The sequence below is a fragment of the Microbulbifer sp. TB1203 genome (assembly GCF_030997045.1).
Classification (GTDB): Bacteria; Pseudomonadota; Gammaproteobacteria; order Pseudomonadales; family Cellvibrionaceae; genus Microbulbifer.
Map to the genome: position 1 here is coordinate 1,190,884 of NZ_CP116899.1, position 26,671 is coordinate 1,217,554.

Annotated in this window: 20 protein-coding genes; 14 read left to right on the plus strand and 6 right to left on the minus strand. The window is 59.9% G+C overall.

What is annotated here, in order from left to right; translation table 11 throughout:
* Positions 1 to 34: 34 nt before the first annotated feature.
* The 4 genes from infA to trxB all read right to left on the minus strand — a co-directional run bounded on the left by infA (position 35) and on the right by trxB (position 2,907).
* Positions 35 to 253, minus strand: a complete 219-nt coding sequence (infA, locus tag PP263_RS05080; RefSeq protein ID WP_010130378.1) for a translation initiation factor IF-1 — start codon at positions 251 to 253, stop codon at positions 35 to 37.
* 103 nt (positions 254 to 356) lie between these two features.
* On the minus strand, positions 357 to 1,076 hold the full coding sequence (locus tag PP263_RS05085; protein ID WP_308367280.1) for an arginyltransferase: 720 nt from the start codon (positions 1,074 to 1,076) through the stop codon (positions 357 to 359).
* Positions 1,069 to 1,788, minus strand: coding sequence for a leucyl/phenylalanyl-tRNA--protein transferase (gene aat / locus PP263_RS05090; RefSeq protein ID WP_308367281.1), 720 nt, complete (start codon positions 1,786 to 1,788; stop codon positions 1,069 to 1,071). Before aat ends, PP263_RS05085 begins: the two co-directional genes overlap by 8 nt.
* A gap of 174 nt (positions 1,789 to 1,962) precedes the next feature.
* Positions 1,963 to 2,907, minus strand: a complete 945-nt coding sequence (gene trxB / locus PP263_RS05095) for a thioredoxin-disulfide reductase (RefSeq protein ID WP_308367282.1) — start codon at positions 2,905 to 2,907, stop codon at positions 1,963 to 1,965.
* 565 nt (positions 2,908 to 3,472) lie between these two features.
* Here trxB and PP263_RS05100 point away from each other — a divergent pair.
* The 6 genes from PP263_RS05100 to cysG all read left to right on the plus strand — a co-directional run bounded on the left by PP263_RS05100 (position 3,473) and on the right by cysG (position 11,117).
* Positions 3,473 to 5,815: a DNA translocase FtsK 4TM domain-containing protein gene (locus PP263_RS05100; RefSeq protein WP_308367283.1), complete on the plus strand. Its 2,343-nt coding sequence runs from the start codon at positions 3,473 to 3,475 to the stop codon at positions 5,813 to 5,815.
* 149 nt (positions 5,816 to 5,964) lie between these two features.
* On the plus strand, positions 5,965 to 6,576 hold the full coding sequence (lolA, locus tag PP263_RS05105; RefSeq protein WP_308367284.1) for an outer membrane lipoprotein chaperone LolA: 612 nt from the start codon (positions 5,965 to 5,967) through the stop codon (positions 6,574 to 6,576).
* A 6-nt stretch (positions 6,577 to 6,582) separates the two neighbouring features.
* On the plus strand, positions 6,583 to 7,926 hold the full coding sequence (locus tag PP263_RS05110) for a replication-associated recombination protein A (RefSeq protein WP_308367285.1): 1,344 nt from the start codon (positions 6,583 to 6,585) through the stop codon (positions 7,924 to 7,926).
* A 73-nt stretch (positions 7,927 to 7,999) separates the two neighbouring features.
* Positions 8,000 to 8,374, plus strand: coding sequence for a fluoride efflux transporter CrcB (crcB, locus tag PP263_RS05115; RefSeq protein WP_308367286.1), 375 nt, complete (start codon positions 8,000 to 8,002; stop codon positions 8,372 to 8,374).
* 54 nt (positions 8,375 to 8,428) lie between these two features.
* On the plus strand, positions 8,429 to 9,712 hold the full coding sequence (gene serS / locus PP263_RS05120) for a serine--tRNA ligase (RefSeq protein ID WP_308367287.1): 1,284 nt from the start codon (positions 8,429 to 8,431) through the stop codon (positions 9,710 to 9,712).
* Positions 9,713 to 9,734: 22 nt separating this feature from the next.
* The gene (gene cysG / locus PP263_RS05125) at positions 9,735 to 11,117 is read left to right on the plus strand and encodes a siroheme synthase CysG (protein WP_308367288.1); all 1,383 of its coding nucleotides are present in this window, start codon (positions 9,735 to 9,737) and stop codon (positions 11,115 to 11,117) included.
* Positions 11,118 to 11,623: 506 nt separating this feature from the next.
* On the opposite strand, the gene PP263_RS05130 is transcribed toward cysG, so the two are convergent.
* Complete coding sequence (locus PP263_RS05130; protein ID WP_308367289.1) at positions 11,624 to 13,981, minus strand: penicillin acylase family protein; 2,358 nt, start codon at positions 13,979 to 13,981, stop codon at positions 11,624 to 11,626.
* Here PP263_RS05130 and PP263_RS05135 point away from each other — a divergent pair.
* The 7 genes from PP263_RS05135 (at position 13,974) to PP263_RS05165 (ending at position 24,280) form a co-directional block, all read left to right on the plus strand.
* On the plus strand, positions 13,974 to 14,111 hold the full coding sequence (locus tag PP263_RS05135) for a hypothetical protein (protein WP_308367290.1): 138 nt from the start codon (positions 13,974 to 13,976) through the stop codon (positions 14,109 to 14,111). The genes PP263_RS05130 and PP263_RS05135 overlap by 8 nt on opposite strands.
* A gap of 148 nt (positions 14,112 to 14,259) precedes the next feature.
* Positions 14,260 to 16,809: a TonB-dependent receptor gene (locus PP263_RS05140; RefSeq protein WP_308367291.1), complete on the plus strand. Its 2,550-nt coding sequence runs from the start codon at positions 14,260 to 14,262 to the stop codon at positions 16,807 to 16,809.
* A gap of 788 nt (positions 16,810 to 17,597) precedes the next feature.
* The gene (egtB, locus tag PP263_RS05145; protein WP_308367292.1) at positions 17,598 to 18,893 is read left to right on the plus strand and encodes an ergothioneine biosynthesis protein EgtB; all 1,296 of its coding nucleotides are present in this window, start codon (positions 17,598 to 17,600) and stop codon (positions 18,891 to 18,893) included.
* A gap of 2 nt (positions 18,894 to 18,895) precedes the next feature.
* Complete coding sequence (egtD, locus tag PP263_RS05150; protein WP_308368561.1) at positions 18,896 to 19,858, plus strand: L-histidine N(alpha)-methyltransferase; 963 nt, start codon at positions 18,896 to 18,898, stop codon at positions 19,856 to 19,858.
* A 238-nt stretch (positions 19,859 to 20,096) separates the two neighbouring features.
* Positions 20,097 to 21,497, plus strand: a complete 1,401-nt coding sequence (locus tag PP263_RS05155) for a hypothetical protein (protein WP_308367293.1) — start codon at positions 20,097 to 20,099, stop codon at positions 21,495 to 21,497.
* Between the two features lie 102 nt (positions 21,498 to 21,599).
* A complete protein-coding gene (locus tag PP263_RS05160; protein WP_308367294.1) occupies positions 21,600 to 22,604 on the plus strand; it encodes a hydrolase in 1,005 nt (334 codons plus the stop codon).
* Entirely contained in the window at positions 22,601 to 24,280 is a 1,680-nt protein-coding gene (locus PP263_RS05165; protein WP_308367295.1) for an NAD-dependent malic enzyme, read from the plus strand. Before PP263_RS05160 ends, PP263_RS05165 begins: the two co-directional genes overlap by 4 nt.
* Before the next feature lie 106 nt (positions 24,281 to 24,386).
* Here the strand turns inward: PP263_RS05165 and PP263_RS05170 are convergent, their stop codons facing one another.
* Positions 24,387 to 25,385, minus strand: coding sequence for a site-specific integrase (locus PP263_RS05170; RefSeq protein ID WP_308367296.1), 999 nt, complete (start codon positions 25,383 to 25,385; stop codon positions 24,387 to 24,389).
* Positions 25,386 to 25,577: 192 nt separating this feature from the next.
* On the opposite strand from PP263_RS05170, the gene PP263_RS05175 reads away from it, so the two are divergent.
* Positions 25,578 to 26,666 (plus strand): DNA-binding protein, encoded by a 1,089-nt coding sequence (locus tag PP263_RS05175; protein ID WP_308367297.1) that lies wholly within the window; start codon positions 25,578 to 25,580, stop codon positions 26,664 to 26,666.
* The last annotated feature ends 5 nt before the right edge of the window (positions 26,667 to 26,671 follow it).

Below are 26,671 nucleotides of genomic sequence, written 5' to 3' on the forward strand. Positions count from 1 at the left end.
GGTGGCCTTTCTGTCACCTGATCTCTGACTTCTGTCACCTGGCTCGGTAGGTGATCCTCCCCTTGCTCAGGTCGTAGGGAGTCAGCTCCACCTTGACCTTGTCGCCGGTGAGGATGCGAATATAGTTCTTGCGCATCTTGCCGGAGATATGCGCTATCACCACATGTCCGTTTTCCAGCTTTACGCGAAAAGTGGTGTTCGGCAGGGTGTCGATCACCTCACCTTCCATTTCAATGTAATCGTCTTTTGCCATGCGGCAGTAACCTTATAAATAACTTGCTCGGACCTTCACCCCGGCGTGTAGCCGCGGTACGACGGGCGTGCATTTTGCACGAAAAGCCCCAGCAGGGCAAAAGTTAGGAGGATTTTATTGCCCAGCGGTTATCCCGCAGCAGTTCGATCGGCTGGAATTGACTCTTGTAGGCCATTTTTTGGCACTCTTCTATCCAGTAGCCCAGGTACAGACTGGGCAGCCCCAGCCGCCGGGCCCACTCCACCTGGTAGAGAATGCAGAAGGAGCCCAGGCTGCGCTTGTCCTCGTCCGGATCGAAGAAAGTATAGATGGCCGATACCCCGGCGGTGAGCACATCGGACACCGCCGTGGCCACCAGTCTGCCGCGGGCGCGGAACTCGATATAGCGGGTACAGCCCCAGGCCGCGGTGAGGAAGCTGCGATACTGCTCGCGGCTGGGAGGATACATCTCGCCGTCCGCGTGCCGCTGTTCAATATAGCGGGCGTAGAGTTCGTAGTGCTCGTCGGTATCAATCCCGTCAACGTGAAAGATATCCAGGTCGCGATTGCGGCGCCAGCAGCGGCGCTGGTTGCGATTGGGGACAAACAGCCCCACGGGGATGCGCGCGGGGATACAGGCCCGGCAGGCGGCGCATTGGGGGCGATACAGGTAGCCGCCACTGCGGCGGAACCCCAGCTCCGAGAGGCGGCTGTAAAGGCGCTGGTCAACCAGGGTTTGCGGGTCCACGAAAACCGTGGTGGCCTCCCTGTCCGGAAGGTAACCACAGGGATGGGGCAGGGTGGCCAGTAAGCGCACCGAGTCGAGCTGGGAATACTTACTCATAGTTCCAGGATAGGGTCCAAGGCTGTGCAAACGCCGGCATTTCGACTCCGCTGCGCAAAAGCCGCTCAAAATCTGCCCGGGACACTTCCACCGCCCCCAGGCTGAACAGATGCGGGTTGCCCACCTGGCAATCGATCAGGGGGCAGCCCCAGGATTCTAGCTGGCGCACCAGGTGGACAAAAGCGACTTTGGAGGCATCCGTCGCGCGGTGGAACATGGACTCACCGAAGAACACCCGCCCCAGGGCGATGCCGTAAAGGCCGCCCACCAGTTCCCCGCCGCGCCAGGTCTCCACCGAGTGGGCGTAGCCCAGCCTGTGCAGTTGGACATAGGCATCGCGCATTTCCCAGGTAATCCAGGTGCCCTCGGTGTCGGCCCGGGAACTCCGGCAGGCGTCTATCACCCGCTCGAAAGCCCGGTCGAAGGTCACCTGGAATCCGCCCCGGCTCAGCGCCTTGCGCAGGCTGCGGCCTATGCGGAACAGGTCCGGAAATACCACGCAACGGGGGGAGGGGCTCCACCAGAGGATCGGCTGGTCGTCGGAATACCAGGGGAAAATGCCGCGGCGGTAGGCTGCCAGGAGCCATTCCGGGCTCAGCTGGCCACCGATGGCCAGCAGGCCATTGGGGTCACGTAGGGCGCGGTCGGTGGGGGGGAAATCGATATGCCCCTCATCGAGCAGTACCAGATGGCCTTCTGTAGATTTTGTCACGCCTCAGCCCCTTTGACTTCACTTACTGAGATTAACCAAATGAAAAGGGCGATCACAAGGATCGCCCTACAGAAGCCAGGATAGTAAGCATATCGAAGACCCTGGCACCGCTCTGGTCAACACAGGGGATCAATCGCCGCAGCCCGGAAGCCGAGCTGGCGCTGGGCGTCCCGGTTACTGCGCGTCCAGGAAGCGCTCCGCATCCAGCGCCGCCATACAGCCGGTGCCGGCGGAGGTCACCGCCTGGCGGTAGATATGGTCGGATACGTCTCCGGCAGCGAAGACGCCGGGTACCGAGGTCTGGGTGGCGTTGCCGTCCAGGCCACTCTGCACCAGGATATAGCCGCCATTCATTTCCAGCTGGCCGGCAAAGATATCGGTGTTGGGCTTGTGGCCGATGGCGATGAACACCCCGGAAACCTCCAGCTCTTTGGTGGAGTCGTCCTGGGTGCTGCGCAGGCGCACACCGGTCACGCCGCTGTCGTCGCCCAGCACTTCATCCAGGGTGTTGTGCCAGCATAGATTGATATTGCCGTTCTCCACCTTGTCCATCAGGCGGTCCTGCAGGATCTTCTCCGCACGCAACTCGTCCCGGCGGTGGATCAGGGTCACTTCGCTGGCGATATTGGAAAGGTACAGCGCCTCTTCCACAGCGGTGTTGCCGCCGCCCACCACCGCCACCTTCTGATCGCGGTAGAAGAAACCGTCACAGGTGGCGCAGGCGCTGACTCCGCGGCCCTGGAATGCCTCCTCCGAGGGCAGGCCCAGGTACTGGGCGGAGGCGCCGGTGGCGATAATCAGCGCGTCACAGGTGTAAGTCTCGTTGCCCTTGAGGGTAAAGGGGCGCTGCTTCAGGTCCACTTCTTCGATATGGTCAAAGATAATCCGGGTATCGAAGCGCTCGGCATGCTGCTGCATCTGAACCATCAGGTCCGGGCCCTGCAGATCCGCCACGCCGCCGGGCCAGTTCTCCACCTCGGTGGTGGTGGTCAGCTGGCCGCCCTGCTGCATACCGGTGATGACCACCGGGTTCAGGTTGGCGCGCGCGGCGTAGATGGCTGCGGTGTAACCGGCGGGGCCGGATCCGAGGATAATCAGGCGATGGTGGTTATTGCTCATGGAACGCTCTTAAACAAACAGTTAAAAACAGTGTATTGAACCTAGAAACTGCAGTTGGATCACGAAAGTCCAGGCAAGCTCTTGGCGCGCCCAGCAAATTTAATAATCGACTCATCACCAATAAGGTGACCACGCGATTTTTAAATTCACTATGCACACCAATATCTTATCTGTCTTTTTCGCGCCCAACTGCGGTTTCTAGGTTGGAGAATCCTCTCCGCCTCTCTCGACCGCTTTTTGATCAGTTGAGGCTATCAATTTGGCGGCCATGATAGGCGAAACGCGCCCCTCAACGAAATAGTTTGCCTTTATTTCTGCAATAACGCGCCGCTATTGACCTGGGGAAAAGGCGATTACAAAAAGTGCAGACTTCTTCACAGCCAACCTTAAGAAGGTTCTCTATATTGCTGATTTTCATAGACTTAAACTCACTTAAAGTGGTTTCTCAATAAGGCGGTCGGTAGCATTTCACGGGCGTCTGTAGTACACAGTCCGCTCTGGCGCCGCCGACCGGCGCGATATCGACAAGCGCGATACAACCAACATCAACTCCCGAGGTAAGCCATTGAAGGCCGACAGCGCAACCGACGCAGCCACCAACGACGATGCCGGTGTCCCGCCGGACTCCCTGATCGCCCGCCTGCTGCGCGAGGGTGCGCTGATTGCGCTGCTCGCCGGTGCGCTGCTGCTCGCCATCAGCCTGGCGAGCTACAGCCCGCAAGATCCGGGCTGGTCCCACACGGGCCACTCGGATCAGGTGGAAAATGCCATCGGTCCGACGGGCGCCTGGCTGGCGGATGTCTGCCTGTCGCTGCTGGGCTGGATGGCCTACTTGTTCCCGCTGCTGATCGGCTGGCGCGCCTTTGGCATCCTGCGCGATCGCAATGCGCGCTTTCACGGCCCGCTGTTCGCACTGCGGGTTTCCGGGCTGGGGCTATTGCTGGCCTGCGGCGCCGGGCTGGCCACCCTCTGTTTCGCCCAGGGGGCGGAACCGCTGCCTTTCTCCAACGGCGGCATTATCGGCGCGGCGCTCGCCGGGGCCACCGAACACAATCTCGGCTATGTGGGGGCGACCATCCTGCTGTTGGCCCTGTTCGCCATCGGCATCACCGTCTTTACCGGGTTGTCCTGGCTGAAACTGGTGGATTCGATCGGTCGCAATATCCTCGGATTTTTCACCTGGTTGGGGAACCGCTATCAGCGCTCGCGCCAGCGGCGCGAGGAGGAGCGCGCGGCGCGGGAGGCCATCGTCGTGCGCAAGGCGGCGGTGGAAGAGGAGAAGCAGCGCACCGCCAAACGCCTGCCGCCCAAAATTGAGCCAACGCTGCCGACGCCCAAGCAGAGCCCGCGCGCCGCTAAGGAGAAGCAGAGGGAACTGTTCAGCGGGCCGGTCACCGGAACCCTGCCGCCGCTGTCATTGCTGGATGCGGCGGACAAGAACAGGAAAGCCGGCTTCTCCCGCGACTCCCTGGAAGCCATGTCGCGCCTGTTGGAACTCAAGCTGAAAGACTTCGGCGTGGTGGCCGAGGTGGTCTCGGTGCTGCCAGGGCCTGTGGTGACCCGCTTCGAGATACAACCAGCCCCCGGGGTCAAGGTGAGCCGCATTACCAACCTGGCCAAGGACCTGGCCCGCTCCCTGGCGGTGATCAGCGTGCGGGTGGTGGAGGTGATCCCCGGAAAATCGGTGGTGGGCATCGAAATTCCCAATGAAAACAGGCAGATGGTACGACTTTCTGAAGTACTTTCTGCGGATGTATACGACGGTGCCAAGTCGGCTTTGACCCTGGCCCTGGGCCACGATATCTCGGGTCAGCCGGTGGTCGCGGACCTGGCCAAGATGCCTCACCTGCTGGTGGCGGGCACCACTGGCTCGGGCAAGTCCGTGGGCATCAACGTGATGCTGCTCAGCCTGTTGTACAAGTCCACACCGGAGGAGGTGCGCCTCATCTTAGTAGACCCGAAGATGCTGGAGCTGTCGGTCTACGAGGGCATCCCACACCTGCTGACTCCGGTGATCACCGATATGAACGACGCCGCCAACGGCTTGCGCTGGTGCGTGGGCGAGATGGAGCGGCGCTACAAGCTGATGGCGGCCATGGGCGTGCGCAACCTGGCGGGCTTCAACCGCAAGGTGCGCGACGCCATCGAGGCCGGCGAACCGCTGGTCGACCCGCTGTGGCAACCGGACCCCATGTCCAGCGTACCGGAAGCGGAGCAGACCCCGGGGTACCTGAAGCCGCTGCCGGCCGTGGTGGTGGTGATCGACGAATTCGCCGATATGATGATGATCGTCGGCAAGAAGGTGGAACAGCTGATCGCGCGTATCGCGCAGAAGGCCCGCGCCGCCGGCATCCACCTGCTGCTGGCCACCCAGCGGCCCTCGGTGGATGTGATCACCGGCCTGATCAAGGCCAATGTACCCACCCGGATCGCCTTCCAGGTTTCCTCCAAGGTGGACTCGCGCACCATTCTCGACCAGGGCGGCGCTGAACAGTTGCTGGGCCACGGGGACATGCTCTACCTGCCCCCGGGCAGCGGCGTGCCGGTGCGGGTGCACGGCGCCTTTGTGGACGACCACGAGGTGCACAAAGTGGTGGCGGACTGGAGCCGGCGCGGTGAGCCGGAGTATATCGACGGTATCGTCGACGACACCAACAACAGCATCCCGGTACCCGGCCTGCAGACTGAGGGCGGCGAGGACGACGACCCGGAAACCGATGCCCTCTACGACGAAGCAGTGGCCTTCGTCACCAAGTCCCGCAAGGCCTCCATCTCCTCGGTACAGCGGCAGCTGCGTATCGGCTACAATCGCGCCGCGCGGATCATCGACGCCATGGAAGCCGCCGGCGTGGTGTCCGAGGCCGGGCACAACGGCAACCGGGAAGTACTGGCGCCGCCGCCGGCCTGACGAGAGATCGGTAGTGTAGGGTGTGCCGTGCGCACCACCTGGATCAACGGTGCGCATGGCGCACCCTGCAGTCCAACCAATCGGGTTCAGGCAGTATTCACCCGCCGGCAACTAATCTTAAAGGAAATCCCCTGCACAGGAATTCTTCGATGAAAGGTACTCTGAAAACTCTGATCCTGTCCCTCGGACTGGCCGCCAGCGGCGCCTGGGCCGACGCCACGGAGGAGTTGAGCCAATTGTTGAAGCCGCTGGCGAGTATCTCCGGCAACTTCCAGCAGACCCTGATCGACGAACGCGGCAAGGTCATGCAGAAGAGCAACGGCAATTTCTCCGTACAGCGGCCGGGCAAGCTGCGCTGGAAGACCGGCGAACCCTTTCCCCAACTGCTGGTCACCAACAACAAGAAGCTGTGGCTCTACGATCCGGACCTGGAGCAGGTGACGATCCGCCCGGTGGACAAGCGCATGAAGGAAACTCCCGCGCTGCTGCTGGGCGGCAAGGTGGAGGAGATTCGCAGTTCCTTCAACGTCGACAGCAAGGACGGCGCCTACCACTTGACCCCCAAGCGCAAGTCGGCGGCTTTCAAATCCATGGAAATCCGCTTCAGCGACAAGGGCCTACCGTCCGCGATGACCGTACGCGATGAGATGGGCCAGACCACCAAAATCAAGTTCAGCGGCATGAAGGCCAATCCGAAGTTGTCCGACGCCATATTCAATTTCAAGCCGCCGGCGGGGACCGATGTCGTCAAAGATCAGTGAGGCGCGATGAGCGACCTGTTTCAGTCCACTCCCGCACACCAGCCCCTGGCCGCGCGCATGCGGCCGGAATCCCTGGCCCAGTATATGGGCCAGACGCATTTGCTGGGGCCGGGAAAACCCCTGCGCGAAGCGGTGGAGCGGGGCCAGCTCCACTCCATGGTGCTCTGGGGCCCGCCCGGCGTGGGCAAGACCACATTTGCCCGCCTGCTGGCCAGGGAGTGTGACGCGCGCTTCGCGACCCTGTCCGCGGTACTCGCCGGGGTCAAGGAGATCCGCCAGGCGGTGGCGGAGGCAAAGCAGTACAGCAGCCGCACCATCCTGTTCGTGGATGAAGTGCACCGCTTCAACAAAGCCCAGCAGGACGCCTTCCTGCCCTACGTGGAAGAGGGCACCGTCACCTTTGTCGGCGCCACCACGGAAAACCCCGCCTTCGAGCTGAACAACGCGCTGCTGTCGCGCTGCCGGGTCTACCTGCTGCGCAGCCTTTCCGAGGAGGAACTTCTGGGCCTTTTGCGGCGAGCACTGGATGAAGACGCCGAACTGAAGGAGCGAAAACCGTCGATCGCCCCGGAGATTCTGCAGAAGATCGCCAGAGCCGCCGACGGCGATGCCCGCAGCGCCCTCAACCTGCTGGAGATCGCCTGCGACCTGGCACAGGAGGAGGGCGGCCGTTTCGTGATCGACGAGGAGGTGCTGGCGGAGGTACTGAGCGCCGATGTGCGCCGTTTCGACAAGGGCGGCGACTACTTCTACGACCAGATCTCCGCGCTGCACAAGGCGGTTCGCGGCTCCGATCCGGACGCCGCGCTCTACTGGTTTGCACGCATGGTGGACGGCGGCTGTGACCCGCTTTACATCGCCCGCCGCGCGGTGCGCATGGCCAGCGAGGATATCGGCAATGCCGACCCCCGCGCCCTGCAGATCGCGCTCAACGCCTGGGATGTACAGGAACGCCTGGGCAGCCCGGAAGGGGAGCTGGCAATCGCCCAGGCCATCGCCTACCTCGCCGTGGCGGCCAAGAGCAACGCTGTGTACAGTGCCTACAAGCGGGTTCTGGCGGACGTGCGCCGGGACCCGAGCTACGAGGTGCCGGTACACCTGCGCAACGCGCCCACCAAGCTGGCCAAGAGCCTGGCCCACGGCGCCGACTACCGCTACGCCCACGACGAGCCGGACGCCTTCGCCGCCGGGGAAAACTACTTCCCCGAGGAAATCGCCGGGCGCAGCTACTACCAGCCGGTGCCTCGCGGCCTGGAATTGAAAATTGGCGAAAAACTGGACAACCTTCACAAGCGGAACCAGGAAAGCCCTTGGCAACGCTATAGAAATACCGAAAAAAACGAAACATAGGGTGGATACAAATCGGCAAGATTGCCGATTCGTATCCACCCTACCGACCTGATTCCGAGATCTGGAACCTGATATGCAATGGCTGGCAATTGCCCTCGGGGGCGCAGTGGGGGCTATTCTTCGCCACCTGATTACCGTTTGGAGCTACCCGGTCTTCAACGGAAAATTTCCGCTTGGGACCCTGATCGTCAACGTCAGCGGTTCCTTTCTGATCGGCATCGTCTATGTGCTGATCGTCGAACGGGGCATGCTCGGCCCCGAGTGGCGACTGCTGCTGATGACTGGCCTGTTCGGGGCCCTGACAACCTTCTCCACCTTCTCGCTGGAAAGCCTGATGTTGTGGCACAATGGCCAACCTTTGACGGCCCTGGCCTACATTCTGATCAGCCTGGTCCTGTGCCTGAGCGCCACCGGCTGCGCCCTTGCACTGGCCGCGAAATATTTGTAACCCAAACCATAAACACAATGCTGTAGGAGCCTGCACGCAGGCAGATTGGAAACGATGCTCGACCCAAAACTTATTCGCACACAAATGGATCAAGTGGCCGCGGCCCTGAAGAAGCGCGGCGTGAAACTGGACGCGGCCAAACTCGAAAGCCTCGAGGAGCGCCGCAAGGAACTGCAGGTACACACCGAGAGCCTGCAGAACGAGCGCAACAGCAAGTCGAAGAATATCGGCCGCGCCAAGGCCGCCGGCGAGGACATTACCCCGCTGCTGAAGGAAGTCGAGTCCCTGGGCAGCCAGTTGAGCGAAGCCAAGCAGGCGCTGTCGGAACTGCAGAACGAACTGGACACCATTCTCTCCGCCATTCCCAACCTGCCGGACGAGTCCGTTCCGGAAGGGAAGGACGAAGACGACAATGTGGAAGTACGCCGCTGGGGCCAGCCGCGCCAGTTCGATTTCCCCGTCAAGGACCACGTGGACCTGGGCGCACAGCTCGGCGGGCTGGATTTCGAGATGGCCAGCAAACTCACCGGCTCCCGCTTCGCGGTGATGACCGGGCATGTGGCCAAGCTGCACCGGGCGCTGTCGCAGTTTATGCTCGACCTGCATATCGAGGAACACGGTTATCGCGAGGCCAATGTGCCGGTCATCGTCAACGACGACTCCCTGTACGGCACTTCCCAGTTGCCAAAATTCGCCGACGACCTGTTCAGGTTGGAAGATGAGCGCGGCTTCTACCTGATACCCACCGCGGAAGTACCGTTGACCAACTTCTACCGCGATGAAATTGTCGAGGACGCGCAATCGCTACCGCACAAGTATGTCGCGCACACCACCTGCTTCCGCTCCGAGGCCGGCTCCCACGGCCGCGACACCCGCGGCATGATCCGCCAGCACCAGTTCGAGAAGGTGGAACTGGTGTGGGCTACCCGCCCGGACCAGTCGGAAGAGGCGCTGGAGGAACTCACCCGCAATGCGGAAACCGTCCTGCAGAAACTGAACCTCCCGTATCGCACCGTGATCCTGTGCGGCGGCGATATCGGCTTCGCCGCCCGCAAGACCTACGACCTGGAAGTATGGATTCCCTCCCAGGACAAATACCGCGAAATATCCTCCTGCTCACTGGTCGGCGATTTCCAGGCGCGGCGGATGAAGGCCCGCTGGCGCAACCCGGAAACCGGCAAGCCGGAACTGCTCCACACCCTGAACGGCTCCGGCCTGGCGGTGGGCCGCACCCTGATTGCGGTGCTGGAAAATTACCAGCGCGAGGACGGCAGCATCGAAGTACCGGAAATACTGCGGCCCTACATGCGCGGCCAGGAAGTATTGACGCCGGCATAACCCCACGACACGGAATACCACTTTGCGCTATCTGCCCCTCGCATTTGACGTTCAAGACCGCCCCTGCCTGTTGGTGGGCGGCGGCGCCGTGGCCACACGCAAGGCGCGGCTACTGGCCCGGGCCGGGGCCCGGCTGACGGTTGTGGCCCCGGAGATCACCGATGAATTGCGCCAGCTGATCGACGACAGCGACGGACGGTTTTTTCGCGCCACCTATCACGCGGATTTCCTCGACGGCGCAGAGCTGGTGATCGCCGCCACCGCCGATCCGGCTGTCAACGCCGAAGTCTCCGCCGACGCACGGCAACGGAAGCTGCCCGTCAACGCGGTGGATGCTCCCGAGCTGTGCTCTTTCACTTTTCCCGCCATTGTCGAGCGCGGCCCGCTCGCCATCGGCATCAGCAGCGGCGGTGCGGCGCCGGTACTGGCCCAGCGGCTGCGCGCCCAGCTGGAGGCACTGCTCTCACCGGGTATCGGCGCTCTGGCGGAACTGTCGATGCGCGTGCGCGATAAAGTAAAAACCGCGCTGCCGGAACCACAGCGCAAGGATTTCTGGCGCTGGGTTTTCTCCGGGCCGGTGGCTTCCAGGGTGGAGGCGGGCAAGACCTCCGAGGGCGAGGCCGAACTACTCGCCGCATTGAACAACTGGCGCGGCTCAGCCGCGCCAGTGGGGGAGGTCTACCTGGTGGGCGGCGGCCCCGGGGACCCGGATCTACTCACCTTCCGTGCTCTGCGCCTGATGCAGCAGGCGGACGTGGTGCTCTACGACCGCCTGGTGTCGCCGCAGGTACTGGACCTGGTGCGCCGCGACGCGGAACGCATCTATGTGGGCAAGAAAAAGGAATTCCACTCGGTGCCCCAGGATGGCATCAACCAGCTGCTGGTGGACCTGGCGGGAAAGGGCAAGAAAGTCCTGCGCCTGAAGGGCGGGGACCCGTTTATCTTCGGCCGCGGTGGCGAGGAGATCGACAAACTGGCGGAGGCGCGAATTCCGTTTCAGGTGGTGCCGGGCATCACTGCGGCATCCGGCTGCTCCACCTACGCGGGTATTCCGCTGACCCACCGGGACTACGCGCAATCCGTGCGCTTTATCACCGGCCACCTGAAAGAGGGCGAACTGCAATTGCCCTGGAAGGAACTGGCGTCGCCGGGGCAGACGCTGGTTTTCTACATGGGGCTCACCGGCCTGCCCACCATCTGCAAGCAATTGATTTCCCACGGCATGCCGGCGAATACACCGGTCGCACTGGTGGAAAAGGGCACCACCAGGGAACAGCGGGTGGTAGTAGGCGACCTGTCGTCAATCCCCGCGCTGGCGGAGAAAAAATCCGTCGAGGCGCCGGCACTCACCATCATTGGCGGCGTTGTCAGCCTGCATAAAAAACTGCGCTGGTATCAGCCCTGACGTTACCACTCCCCCTTTGTAGGAGCGGCCCATGGCCGCGATCGGAATGACAGGCGAAGTGCACGCCTTCACTTCTCATCGCCGGCCGCGTGGGAATCCGCCCCACAGAACATCCGATTCAATTCGAGCATCTATACTGCAAGAGAAGTTTGCGAGTGGTGCGCGGTATGTTGTGGGCGTCGATTCGATTCTACTGCACTCTTGTAGTGCGCAGTTTTTTGCCACGGGAAAGCGAAATTTGCCTACCGGATCCGAATGACGATCACAGTCGACGCTATACACACCGCTACCGAGTCAAACGCAACTGGGTTAAAAACCTCTGGATAGGTTCGGCCCTGTTAATGCTGTGCTTTCCGCTGCTACCCTTCGTGCTCTCGCTGGGACTCCTCACGTCCTTTTTATCTTTCGCGATACTTGACGAAACCGCGTAGGGTGCGCCGTGCGCACCGACAAGCTGGCTCGCAGCTCTGTTGCTGGTGCGCGCGGCGCACCCTACATCAAACTCCTCAGCGCAGCGTCAGCGTGTAGCGGCTTTCCCTTTCCGAGAACGGCGAAGGATTCCCCTGAACCCAATCCTCGTGCCCATTGCCAAAAAACGGCGATAGCGGATGCGCGCTCTGGCCGGTGGCCATATGGAAAATTCCGCTGTCTTCGTGGCCGGGGGAGACCACCATTCGCTCGGAAGCGCCGTTATCCGGGGATTGTACCCGCGGCATATGGGTGTCGCCGGAAAGCGGCTCTGCGGGCATGGCGGTAAACCAGTTGATCGCGGATACCGCGCGGCCCAAGGGGTGGTGGATACGCGCAGTATTCTGCGCTCCCCAGTTCTGCTCCGCCAGCGGACGGCCGTCTTTGGCCATCTCTTCCAGGACCGTGTCCAGGGCGGCCAGTTTCAGCGCCCGCCAGGATTCAAAGTCCGGGTTGAGCAGGTGCCGCGGTTCGCTCAGGCTCATTTCCCAGGCCCCGTATTCCAGCTGGCGTTTCATGGGACCGAAGGAAAAATCCTCCTGAAAGCGGCGCATATAGGTGAGTACCGGTGCCGTGGCGAACTCCAGGAACTTGAGACGGTAATTGCGCACAATGCGGTAACCCACCGAAGAGGCGGCGGCGCGGCCGCCCCAGTTTTCGATCTGTTCGCGCACGTCGCGGTAATCTTCCTCATTCTCCAGCAGCCCCAGCAACTGCTGCTGCCAGCGCTGCAGAAATACTGCGCGGTCGTCCAACTGGATATCCAGCAGATCTTGCTCGGCAAAGGTTTTGCGGGCAAAAAGGGCATCGCGAATCTGCTGCTGGCGGGCTCCCAAGGCGTAGCCGTGGTCGCCCATCACCGCCAGAAACTGGCCATCCATGGTCCGCGCATTGGCGGTCCAGATACGGTGGGAGGGGGGATCGTAGACCCGCGGCTGTTCGCTCGCAGAGAGGAAGCCCTCCCAGCGGGCGCTGCCGTCGGCCCAGGAGACCGAGCGGCTGCCATCGAAGCCCACGCGGCGGGGAATGGCGCCGGCAACGGTCCAGCCGATATGCCCCTCCCGGTCGCCCACCACCAGGTTCTGGTGGGGGATGCCCAGTTGCGGGCCCAGGTCCAACGCTTCGCGCGCGCTTTCCACTGTCTCCATTTGCAGCAGGTTCACATTGGCGCCGCGCAGATCGTGGGCCACCCAGCGGTAGGCGAGGGGAGTACCCCTGTAATCCCGGCTCACCACCGGCCCCCAGATGGTTTTGCGGACCTCCAGGTACTCTGTTTCACCTCCCTTCACCTCGATGGCTTCGCGATCGATTTCAAAATCGCGCCAACCTTCGGGTGTTTTGTACTGGCGGCCGTTTTCGCTCAGCTCCAGCGGAATCAGGTCGCCCCAGTCACCGCCGGTGTTGGTGAACCCCCAGGCTACCAGTCCGTTGCTGCCCACCACCGCAATGGGACCACCGGGCAGAGTGACACCGCGCACCATTCGCTCGCTTCCGGGTAGGTTCCACCCGGCGCGGTACCAGATATTGGGCACATTCAGCCCCAGGTGCATATCGTCTGCCAGTATGGCGCTGCCGTGTTCGGTCAGGGCGCCGCCAACCACCCAGTTATTGCTACCATAGATTTTGTCATCGCTCTCCATCGTCTGGTAGGCGATCGGCTCCTTCTCCTCCAGTAGTGAGGCGATATCGGTCTGGGGCATTTTGACGGGGCCGCGCGCCTCCCCGACCAGTGGGGCGTCCCAGTGGCCGCCGTCGGGGAAAAAGAACTGGTAGAGATCCTGGGGCAGCAGTTCGGCCAGGGCGGTGTCGCGCCTTTCGTATTCGCCGGTGGGGCTCTGCAGCGTGAGGCCCATGCTGAAAATGGTCAGCAGGCTGTCCGCTTCGGTCCAGGGCTCCGGCTTCCGCCCCAGCACAGCGTACTCCCAGGGCCTGGCTCCCAGTTGCTGCAGCCCGTAATTGACTCCTTCCACATAGCGGCTCAGCAGCCGGCGCTGCTCCGGGGGCATCGCGGCCGCGTTGCGCTCGGCGCGCTTGCGGAACTGGTGCAGGCGTACTTTTTTGTCGTGTTTCAACGCCGCGGGCCCCACCAGCGCGGACAGTTCGCCGGCGGAGTTGCGCCGCAACAAATCCATTTGGAAGAAGCGTTCCTGTGCGTGCAGGAAGCCCAGGGCAAAAGCAATGCTGTTGCGATCCTGCGATTCGATCAGAGCCACGCCCTGGGCATCCCGGCGGACGGTGGCCGGAGCCTCCAGTTTCCCGGTATCCAGCTCTCCGTCCAGTATCGGCAGGCTTTGTCGAAGCCACAGCCAGCTGCCGGCCAGGGCAATTGCCAGAAGGGCGGCCAGCCAGGCCAGGATACGGAGGAAAAGGCGGGGAGTGGATGGACTAATGGACATGGATATTTCCGTCGGCACTATTCTGATTGGCAGGATTCTAGCAGTGGAAGGCCGCACCAAAGTAGTTACCGGGCGACAAATATTGGTCACAAAAAAAGATATTGAGTGGAATTTAGCGCCATTGGGCTGAGGCTTGTTTTCTGAGGGCAAAACAGAACTGACCAGTCATCCAAAAAAAGTCATAACAGGCTTTTAATCTTTCTGACCTGACCGTAAGATGGGGTCAATAACAAAAATAGAACATCACGTTTTTCTATAACAACAAACGCGAGGACGCGATGATGCATTACGCCGATCAGACCGGTAGCCACCGGTGTTTCCGCCTGTCCACTCTTTCCCAGGCAATCGCATTCGCCACCGCCATCAGCGGCAGCGCCTATGCGGCTGAAATTGAGGAGGTGGTGGTAACCGCACAGAAGCGTGCGGAAAACCTGCAGCATGTCCCCATTGCCATCTCCGCCTTTACCGGCAACAACATCGAGAAGATGGGAGCGCAGAACCTGACCGACCTGGGCAAATCCACCCCCGGTGTCGAAATGAACAACGATACCACTCTCCAGCCCACCTACAATATCCGCGGCATCCAGACTTCCGATTTCACCGTGGGCTCCGACCCGGCGGTGGCCGTGTATGTGGATGGTGTCTACACCGGCCGCGGCGCCGGTGCCGAAATCCCACTGGCGGATATCGAGCGGGTGGAGGTATTGAAAGGCCCCCAGGGCACCCTGTTCGGCCGCAACGCCACCGGCGGTGCCATTCACATCATCACCAAGAAACCGTTCAACGACAACCAGGTGGAAGTTTCCATGACAGCGGGCAACTACGGCCGCCTGTCTTCCGATGTGATAGTCAACCGCGCACTGACCGACCAACTCTCCATGCGTTTCTCCGCATCCAGCGACCGCCGCGACGGCTACTACACCAACGCCGGCGAGGGTTCCGACTGGAACGGCCAGGACTCGCAGACCTACCGCGCCGCCTTCTCCTGGACACCCAGTGACAATACCGAAGTCGTCTGGCGCAATGAATACAACAAACTGGACCAGAACAGCGGCATCCGGGTATCCACCAACAGTTCCATTTCCGAGGGCGACATTTTCGGTGACTTGGCCCTGGATTTTCCCAATCAGGAAAAACGTGATCTCTACGGTAGCTCGCTGACCATCAGCCACGATTTCGACGACGTCACCCTGACCTCCATCACCGCCTACCGTAAATTCGACGCGATGATTCAGCAGGACGAGGACGGCGCGGCTAACGGAGACTTCTTCTTCGGTTCGCGGAACACCGACGAGCAGAAATACTTCTCCCAGGAATTCCGCCTCAACGGCGCCACTGATACCCTGAAATGGACCCTGGGTGCCTCCTATTCACAGGAAGAACTCGAACACCAGACCGATGCGATCTTCACGCCCAGCACTTTCGAATCCTTCGCGCTCTATACCGCCCTGAGAGATAACCCGATGGATCTGCTGGCCCTGGCGCCTACGCCGGAAATAGCTGCGCAGCTGGAGCCGCAACTTCAGGCCATAGCGCAAATGAGCGACGAACAGGTCCGTGAAGCCGTTCCCGTCGCGCGCGAAATAGTTCGCGGCTTTGGCTTGGACGGCGCCATCATCACCGCCTTCTTCGGCCAGAATCTGCTGCCGTCGCTGATAGCACAGGCCCAGAGCTCTCCTGAAGCCTGGACTGCATTTACCAGCAGCTTCACCTGCGCGCCTTATCTGCAAGACCCGGCGCAGTTGCAGGGCTGCCTCTTTATGCAGGCCAATTCCTTCGTGCAGGGCACCGACGCCTCCTGGACCGAGAGCGTACTCAACACCGGCGACTACCGCTCGGCCGCCGTCTACGCCGACGCCACCTGGTCCATCACCGAGCGCATGGATCTGACAGGCGGGATTCGCTATACCCGGGACGACAAGGACTTCACCATCGATACCGCTTACCAGAACAGCCTCTACGGTATGCCCTTCGGTATCGCCTTCTTCAGCGACGGCCAGCCGATGGTGTCCCAGAAGCAGTCTGACAACTGGTCCGACCTGTCCGGCCGCCTGGTGCTGGATTACCGCTGGAGCGACAACGTGATGACCTACCTTTCCTGGGCCAACGGCTTCAAGGCGGGCGGTTTCAACAGCCTTAACTACGGCGAGGATATCGAAAACTCATTCGACCAGGAGAATGTCACCAATATCGAGGTGGGCCTGAAGTCCAACCTGCTGGACAATCGCATGCAGCTGAACGCGGCGCTGTACAGTTACGAGTACGACAACCTGCAGGAGCTGGTCCTGATCGGCGAACCGATCCCCAGCTACAACCTGCGCAACGCCGACGCCGAAGGGCAGGGCGCCGAGCTGGAAGTGCTCTGGGCGGCCACCGACAATCTGCTGGTCGGCGGCAACTACTCCTACCTGGATACCGAGTACACCAAATACCAGGTCATTACCGCCGCCGGCGAGACCGAAGAGGACGACCGCACCGGCCAGCCGCGGGTGGGCACTCCGGAAAACAAGGTCAACCTGATGGCCGAGTACACCCTGCCGCTGAACAGCGGTGCCCAAGTGGTGTTTCGCGGCGACTACAACTGGACCGACGAGCGGGTGGGCACCATCACCGATCCCTCCCTGGTGATCGACGACTACAAGCTGCTGAATGCCCGGGTGGCCTTCAACAGCGCCAACGACACCTACACCGTTTCCGCCTGGGTTCAGAATCTCACCGACGAGGAAATTGTCGGCTCCTACGGCGGCCCGGGTGAAGCGATTGGCTCCAACACCGGCTGGCGCTTCGCGCCGCGGATGTACGGTGCCGACTTCACCATGCGTTTCTAGCCTGTTCACAGTTCCTGCCATTTTGTCTGCGAGAGGGACCTCGCGGACAAGCCTATAGGGGTGAATTCACGGCATGTCTCGCAAGGTGGAACCCAGTAGTAGGGACACCCACTACGAATCAAGCGACTAGGCGATCCTGCTGCCGGGGGCTTTTCGCGGAACACGGGCTGGGCGCCCCCCTTAAATACTTCCCTGTACGCTCGTAATCGGCATCCATGCCTCATACTGTCCCGCAAAAAGCCCCCGGCATCAGGATCTTCGCATCACGACTATTGCCTTAGAAAACACCATTGCGGTTTTGCCAGCTTTTATCCTTGCTATCGATAGTCCACCCTGCGGGCAGCCTTCGGCTGTGCAAAACGGCTGTCCTGCCGTTAGTCATTCGGGCCATCCATGGCCCTCACCCTGCGGGCAGCCTTCGGCTGTGCAAAACGGCTGTCCTGCCGCTTAGTTATTCGGGCCATCCATGGCCCTCACCCTCCGGGCAGCCTTCGGCTGTGCAAAACGGCTGTCCTGCCGCTTAGTTATTCGGGCCATCCATGGCCCTCACCCTCCGGGCAGCCTTCGGCTGTGCAAAACGGCTGTCCTGCCGCTTAGTTATTCGGGCCATCCATGGCCCTCACCCTCCGGGCAGCCTTCGGCTGTGCAAAACGGCTGTCCTGCCGTTTTGTTATCCTGTTAAAAGAAATTGGCGCCAAATAGCTCTTTAATCAGGTCCATTTCATAGGAATTGCGTCCAAACTGCGTATGATGAATCCCAATAACCGCAGTTCGCAATTGGAATGACGATGCCGGTGCGTGAGGCCGACAGCAAAGCCCAGACCGAAACCCAGGCCGAACTCCTCACCCGCTATCGGCGTATCCGCGGGGAAACGGAGCAGTTGGTGGACCCGCTTTCTGCGGAAGACATGCAGCTCCAGTCCATGCCCGATGCCAGCCCGAGTAAATGGCATCTGGCCCACACAACCTGGTTCTTCGAAACCTTTATCCTTCAGCCTAACCTGCCGGATTACCGACTGTTCGACCCCGACTACCACCACCTTTTCAACTCCTATTACAACAGCCTGGGCACACCCTTCAGCCGGCCGCAACGCGGGCTGCTGTCGCGCCCGGACCTGGATAGTGTGTTTGCTTACCGCGGCGCCGTGGACCGACAGATGAATCGGCTTCTGACCGGGCACCCCTTGTCCAGGGACCTGGAGACACTGGTCGTGCTGGGCCTGAATCACGAACAGCAGCACCAGGAACTGCTGTTGACTGATATCAAACACGCCTTCTCCATCAATCCGGTTTTGCCCGCCTACACCGACTACAGCCCAGAGGATGATGATAGCCTTGATACGGCAGATATGCGCTGGCTGCAAATACCTTCCGGGGAATACGCGATCGGCAGTGACGGCGACCATTTCTGTTTCGACAATGAGAGTCCACCACACTGGCAATTGCTACAGGACTTCCAGATCGCCTCGCGCCTGGTAAGCAATGGCGAATACCTGGAATTTATCGAGGACGGCGGCTACCGCGAGCCGCGCCTGTGGCTGTCCGACGGTTGGGCCTGGCTGCAGCAACAGCGCATCGACAAGCCGCTATACTGGCAACAGCGGGAAGGGCGCTGGTACCAGTTCACATTAACCGGGCTGGAACCGCTGCTGGATGCCGAACCCATCTGCCACCTCAATTTCTACGAGGCGGATGCCTACGCCACCTGGGCGGGCAAACGCCTGCCTACCGAATTCGAGTGGGAGGTTGCCGCCTGCCTGCACCACCAGCCGGACCAGTTGGCCAAAGCCAACCTGCTGGAAAAGCGTCAGTTTCGCCCCCTGGCCGCCGATCACGGGCAAACCCAGTTCCTCGGCGACCTGTGGGAGTGGACCTCCAGTGCCTACCTGCCGTATCCCGGGTTCCGTGCCAGCGCCGATGCGGTGGGGGAGTACAACGGTAAGTTCATGTGTAACCAGAAAGTATTGCGCGGCGGCTCCTGCGTAACACCGGCGGACCATATCCGTATGAGTTACCGGAATTTCTTCTATCCACACCAGTCCTGGCAGTTTACGGGTATTCGTCTTGCGGGAGATCTATTGTGAATATGGCATTGGCACAGCGGCTCGACGCACAGCCGGAAATCGGCGAATTTTTGCGGGACGTACTCGAAGGGCTGAGCGGACAACAGAAAACCCTGCCGTGTAAATATCTCTACGACGAAACCGGTTCCCGCCTGTTCGAGCAGATCTGCGAACTAGACGACTACTATCTCACCCGTACCGAAGCGACGATTCTCGAGGAAAATCTCGGCGAGATGGCCACCTGCATTGGCCCTGAAGCACTCATCGTTGAGCCCGGTGCGGGCAACTGCGAAAAGATCCAGCCGCTGCTCGAGGAATTGGAATCTCCCAGTGGCTATATGCCCATCGATATTTCCCCGGAAATTCTGCTCGCCGCAAGGGATGCCATTAATGAGCGGCTGCCACAGATCCAGGTCCACGCCACTGTCGGCGACTTCACCCAGCACAGCGCCTGGCATGCCCTGGAAAACAACGGCGGTGACAAGCGGGTGATTTTCTTTCCCGGCTCTACCATTGGCAATTTCAATCCGAAACAGGCCAGGGCACTGCTGCGGAATTTTTCCTCACACCTGGAGACTGGCGACGGCCTGTTGATCGGCACCGATCTGGTAAAAGATTCCGTGATTCTGGAGCGCGCCTATTGTGACAGCGAACATGTGACCGAAGCTTTCAATAAAAACCTGCTGGTGCGTATCAACGGTGAACTGGCAGGGGATTTTGATCCCAATCTCTTCGCTCACCGCGCCTTTTATCACCCGTTGCGCCAACGGGTGGAAATGCATCTGGTCAGCCTGAAAGACCAAGCGGTGCATATCGCTGGTGAAACAATCCGGTTCAGAGAAGGAGAGACCATTCACACGGAGAACAGCCACAAATACTCCCTCGACGATTTTCATAACCTGCTCACGGAAACCGGCTACATTCCACAGAAGCACTGGTGTGATAGGCAGCGACATTACGCTATCCATTACGCTCGTGTAAGCTGACGGGGGCGGGAAATCTTTCCCGCTCTTCCCTGTAAATCCGCGCCAATTCAAATAGATTTACGCCAAAAGACCCTCAATTTAGCCGGACACTATTGGTGCAAAAGGTAAAATCAATTGGCAGCCTTTGATTATTTGCGCTATTGGATTACAGGCTTTTCGCAGTAGTAGCGCGCAGTCCCCGTCGCTTGTAAAGCTTCATCCAAATAATACGGAAGCCATCTCAGAGCGGAGGAGATTCATGTCAATTATCACTTCCAGGCCGACCATTGTACGGCTGGCCCTGATCGCATCATTCATTTTTTCCCCACAGGCACTGACGCAGGATGAGGCCCCGCCAAGCAGCTACATGCCCGTCGTGGATAAGGAGAGTTTCAGCGACACGCTCGAGCGTATGCGGGAGGAGAAACCCTCCATTGAGAAGCGTCACAAGGAGTTGCTCAACAAACGCTATGACCTGTCCGACAAGCCGGCGCAAGGGGTCACCATGAGCGGAGGCAAAGCCGTGCAGGGCGGTGTACGCGTCAAGCTGCCTCGCGGCACCAGTTGGGAGGATCTGGCAAAGATGTCACCGGAGAATATCCGGGAAAAAGAACTCTGGCCCGAGGGCTTCTACCCATTGCCACACCCCAACCAGAACGAAGGGGGGATGTTGTTCCCCCAATTCCACATCGACGCGATAAAGGACCAGGAGGGCAGGGACCTCACCCGTTTCGACCTGGATTTCCTGCTGCCGGACACCTTTCTACCGGAGTTCCCGCCACCCATCTTCCTGACCACCCGGCCGGACCTCGGCGATGTCTCCCGGGGCAAGGCTGTCACCCTGACCAACTTTTTCGAGCTGTTCAACGGCATTCTCAACCCAAAACAGCTGGAGGGGATGCGGCTGCTGGTGACACCTTTCCCGCAGCAGCAATTCAACGCCACCGCCGACCGGCGCTCGGAAAAGCCCAGCCTGGGTGTCGCCTGCCTGGACTGCCATATCAACGGGCACACCAACGCCGCCACCCACCTGGTGGGTGATATCCGGCCGCAGAAGCACCGGCACCGTATCGACACTCCCACATTGCGCGGAGTGAATATCCAGCGACTGTTCGGCTCCCAGCGGGCCCTGAAAAGTGTGGAAGACTTCACTGAATTCGAGCAGCGGGCCGCGTACTTCGATGGCGACCCGGTAATCGCCACCAAGAAAGGCGTCAATATCCTGGAGCGGGGCAGCCAGGTACATTTTATGGCTGAGGTACAGGAACTGTTCGACTTTCCTCCGGCGCCCAAGCTGAACCTGCTCGGGCGGCTGGATAAGAACAAGGCCACCGAGCAGGAACTGCGCGGCGAAGAGATATTTTTCGGCAAAGGCCAGTGCGCGGTCTGCCACACCCCGCCTTACTTTACCGACAATCTGATGCACAACCTGCGCACGGAGCGCTTCTTCAAGCCCAAAATGATCAACGGCCGCCTGGCCAGCGCCGATGGCCCCATCAAGACCTTCCCCCTGCGCGGCATCAAAGACTCGCCCCCCTACCTGCACGACGGCCGGCTGATGACTCTGGATGACACCGTCGAGTTCTTCAACATCGTGCTGGGCACCCAGTTGACTGAGCAGGATAAGAAAGACCTGGTGGCTTACATGTATACTCTTTGACTCTCTCCCGGAGCCCGGCAGTTCGAAGGAACCGCCGGGTTCCCCTCTTTGGTTCCGAGACAAAAGCCGGTAAGGTTCGCGCTCGACTTGCTGGAACCTGCAATGAGTAAGAAGTTCGCCCCCGCGGCCGGGCTCGGCAACTGCCACCTGCAAACGTTGTTTCCCCGATTCCACCGGCCCAGGCACTGGGTTGAGACCCTCCGTACCTGGTATCCGACCCCGGACGGCGACCGGCTGGCACTGCACGCCCCGGCAGCCCTGGTGGACGACCCACAGCGCCCACTGGTTCTGGTGTTGCACGGCCTGGAGGGTTCTGCGGAATCCCCCTATGTCCAGGGGCTGATGTCAGCCCTGCTGGAGCGGCACTATCAGGTGGCGGTGATGCATTTCCGCGGCTGCGGTGGCATACCCAACCAACTGGCCCGGGCTTACCACAGTGGTGACAGCGACGATCCCCGCTGGCTGGCGGGAGAGTTGAAAAAGCAGTTACCCAACACCCCGCTGATGGCTGTTGGCTACTCCCTGGGCGGCAACGTCCTGTTGAAGTGGCTGGCCGAGGACGGGGAGGGCAGTCCACTGACCGCCGCGGTGGCAGTATCCGCGCCCATGGACCTGAGTGCCTGCAGCCGGCGTATAGACTCCGGGCTATCGCGCCTCTATCAGCGGCATCTGCTGGCCAGCCTGAAAGCCAGTCTGCAACGGAAGGCAGCCAATCCGCAATTGGCTACGACCCTGCCGAACCTGGAGGACCCGCGCAATTTCCGTAACTTCCGGCAGTTCGACAACGCCTTCACCGCGCCCCTGCACGGATTCCGGGACGCGGACGATTACTACAGCCGAGCCTCCAGCAAGCCGCTGCTCAAGCATATCGCCAAGCCAACGCTGATTATTCATGCGATCGACGATCCTTTTATCTGTCCGTCGGCGATTCCGCACAAAAGGGAAGTCAGCGCCCAAGTACAGCTTGAAATTAGCGAGCAGGGCGGGCATGTTGGCTTTGTCAGCGGCAGCCTGTGGCGGCCACACTACTGGTTGGAGTCGCGGATTCCCGACTTTCTGGCCGATTACAAAGACATACAATCACCTGGTAAAATCTCAGCAGTATGAACGACCCAATCAAACGCCCCCTCTATATTCCTCACGCCGGCCCCTCCTTACTGGAAATGCCCCTGCTGAATAAGGGCAGCGCATTTACCCTGGAGGAACGCCTGGAGTTCAATCTGATCGGCCTGCTGCCGAACAATGTCGAGAGCATTAAAGAGCAGGCCCATCGTGCCTATCATCAGTACCTCAAGTGCAAGAACGACCTGGATCGCCATATCTACCTGCGCGCAATCCAGGACGATAACGAGACGCTGTTTTTCCGCCTGATCGAAGCGCATATCGAAGAGATGCTGCCGATCATCTATACCCCGACGGTGGGCGAGGCCTGCGAGGAGTTTTCCAAGATCTACCGCAACCACCGCGGCCTCTTTATCTCCTATCCCGACCGGGAGCACATGGACGATATCCTGCGCAGCGCCACCAAGGACAACGTAAAAGTCATCGTGGTCACCGACGGGGAGCGCATTCTCGGGCTCGGCGACCAGGGCATCGGCGGTATGGGGATCCCCATCGGCAAACTCTCCCTGTACAGCGCCTGTGGCGGTATCAGCCCGGCCAATACCCTGCCGATCATGCTCGACGTGGGCACCAACAACAAAGAACTGCTGAAAGACCCCATGTACATGGGCTGGCGTCACGAGCGGATCTCCCAGGCGGAGTACGATGACTTTATCGCCCAGTTTATCGATGCGGTGAAGCGGCGATGGCCCAACGTACTGCTACAGTTCGAGGACTTTGCCCAGAAGAACGCCATGCCTCTGCTGGAAAAGTATCGCGACCAGCTCTGCTGTTTCAACGACGATATCCAGGGCACCGCGGCGGTTTGCGTGGGCACCATACTGTCGGCGTGCCAGGCGAAAGGTGAAAAAATCGGAGATCAAAAGGTTGTCTTGGTGGGCGCCGGCTCCGCCGGCTGCGGTATTGCAGAGCAGATCATCAAAGCGATGATAGACCAGGGGTTAACGGATGCCGAGGCCAGAGCCCGTCTTTTCATGGTGGATCGCAATGGCCTGCTGACTACGGATATGGACGGCCTCTACGATTTCCAGGCCAGGCTGGCCCGGAACCCGAAAGACCTGAGGGGCGTAAGCGGCTGGAGTCTTCAACAAATCATCGGACAGGTCAAACCCACCGTACTGATCGGCGTTTCAGGGCAGGGCGGCCTGTTTACCCAGGGTGTTATCGAAACCATGCAGGCGGGTTGTACAAGGCCGGTGGTGCTACCGTTGTCCAACCCAACATCCCGGGCCGAAGCCGCTCCGGAACAAATCCTGGCATGGACAAACGGCCAGGCGCTCGTCGCCACCGGAAGCCCCTTTAAACCGGTAACGGTGAACGGAGAAACCTATCCCATCGCGCAGTGTAACAATGTCTATATTTTTCCCGGTGTCGGCCTCGGAGTGATCGCCGCGGGCGCGACAAGGGTGACGGAATCCATGCTGATGGCCGCCTCCAAAGCTCTCGCCAGCCAGGCGCCGATCAATACCACTGGTGAGAATATCCTGCTTCCCCGGCTGTCGGAGATCCGCGAGCTGAGCAAAAAAATTGCCTTTGACGTGGCCCGCCAGGCTCAGAGTGATGGCGTCGCCCTGGTCAGCGAGGCCGAGGATCTGGTGTCCGCGATCGAGCAGAACTTCTGGTATCCCCGCTATCGGAAATACCGGCGGCGGTCCTTCTAGAAGCTTTTTCAGAACTACCTTGCGAGCGCCGGCAACGACCGGCGTTCGCCGGGGCAGCTTTCGAGATAGCGAGACGCCACGCAGAGGTGGAGCCTCTGCTGTCGCTTTAAATCAGCGCTGCCATTTTTTCCATCAGGATGATGGTGGCATTATCGGTAAGACGCTGCCCCTCTTCGATATATTCCCACACCGTAGCATCGCTTTTCCATCCACCCTGCTTCTTGATCAGTTCAAAGTCCACCTTCTCTCGGGCAGCCGATGTAGATAGTCCGCGGCGAAAACTGTGGCTGCTTAAACTGGCAACAAAATCAAAGCCACAGGAAGTGCCAAGGCTTTTCAGTAGATCATTGACTGCACCCGGGCTCAGCTGTTTTGGCCGGACCTGGTCCCAGCGGTTGACCGAACGAAATACCGAGCCCTCAGTAATAGCCGCCCCATCCAGCCAACGCCTGAGGGCAGTGGCAGGACAGATTTGCTTGTCCCCAAAGGGCAGGGCGCGCGTCAACCCCTCCCCGTCTTGATCGGTCTTGGACTTTGGCAATCGGATAACAAGCCCTTCACCCTCCCAGACCAGGTCAGAAACCTGTATCGCCACGAGTTCACTGCGCCGGAAGGCCCCGAAAAAGCCCGTGAGCAATAGGGCGAGATCCCGCAACTTCTTCTTTGTCTCCGGAAGCCCCCGTAAATGGCTGGTCATTGCCGCGATATGCTGAAGACGCAGTGCTTTAGCCTTCTGTTTTGGCGTGCCATGTATACGCCGAATGCCTTCCATCGTTTTCTGTACCAGGGGATCGTTAACCGGATTGGCAAAGCCTTGGTACTGATGCCATTGAGCAATGGCCGTGAGGTGTAGATCCAGCGTGCGCGGGTTGACCTCTTTGACACGACTGAGCAAATAACGAACAACCACTTGGCTATCGGCAGGAAGCCTTCCTCCCCACTTCTCGAACTGCCGGACCGCCGATCGGTAGGCTTTGCGGGTGTTATCTGACGTTGCCGCACGCAGGTACTTCTGTACTTCTTCTCCAGATTGCAATTCCCGCGCACTTGTCGACGTATTTATGAAGGGAGTTGGTGATTGTGAGAGAGGGTGTTCTTTGTCCATTGGGAAATGTGTCACCGAAAGGCCGCATTTGTACTGATGGTGGGAAGAAGAGATTCGCACTGAAGATTCTAACCGACGATAAGTGTCATTATCGAGGGTTAAATAAAGTGCTTCAAGGAGTTATTCCAAAGAGTAAAATAATGTTATATTACATACTACGTAATACGATACGAAAAACAAGGAGACCGGAGCATGGCACGCACAGGGGTTACTTATCTGGATATCGCTCAAGCTGCCGAAGCGGTGAAAAATCGCGGTGAAGAGCCGACAGTAGACAGAGTGAGAGCCGAGCTGGGTACGGGGAGCAAAAGCACAATTGCCCCCCTGCTGAAACGCTGGCGTTCCGAAACGGGCAGCCAAACTGATACAGGCGGACTGCCCAGGGACCTGGTTGAAGCACTGAGAGCATTACACGATCGGGTACAGCAAGAAGCCGACCGGAAAGTGGAGGAGGCCAGGGAGGGTTTTGAGGCCACCGCCGAGAAGCACAGACGGGAGAAGGAGGAGGCCCGGGCCGCGGCCAACGGTCTGGCGGAAGAGCTGCGCAGCCTGAAGCACAAGTTGGAGATATCCGAGGAGCAGAACCGGAAATTGAAGTTGGCTCAGGAGGAAGCGCAGGCGGCGCTGGTCAAAAGCGAGTTTCAACGGGCAGAGGGCAGCGTCCGTATTGCCGAACTTAAGTCGGCTGTGGAAGAGCTAAAGCAGGAAAATCGCGATATACGCGACCATTTTGAGCATTTCCAGCAGCGGACAGCTGATGATCGCCAGCAGGAGCGCGATCAGTTCAGATCGACAAACGAACAGCTCAAGGGGCAGATAGCCGGCCTCACGGAACAGCTTGCTGAAGCTGGCCGCAGGCTCAGGGAACGCGAAGAGGCCGGTGATCGGCAGCAGGAGATCATAGCGACACTGGAAACTGAAAATCAGCAGTTGCAGCAGCAGGTCTCAGGATACCGCACTGAAGTTGAGGCCCTAAAGGAAAGGCATATCGACCACATAGAGGAGATTGCGGCAAAGACTGCCGAGATCAGCGCCCTGCAGGATAAAGTTACCTCTCTATCGAGCCGCAACGCATCTGCCAGCAAAGAGGCCGAACTGTTGCGGCAATCTCTGGGCAAAGTAGAGCTGGAGCTGAACTCAACCAGAGATAGAGTGAACCTGTTGACTGACGAGAATCGGGCAATCTTACAGGAAAAGGCTGTTATCCAGGGCCAATTCAAACAGCTCGAAAATTCTTTACGAGAGTCACTCCCGAGTGAGGTTGAATCTGGCATGGAGTAAAGGGC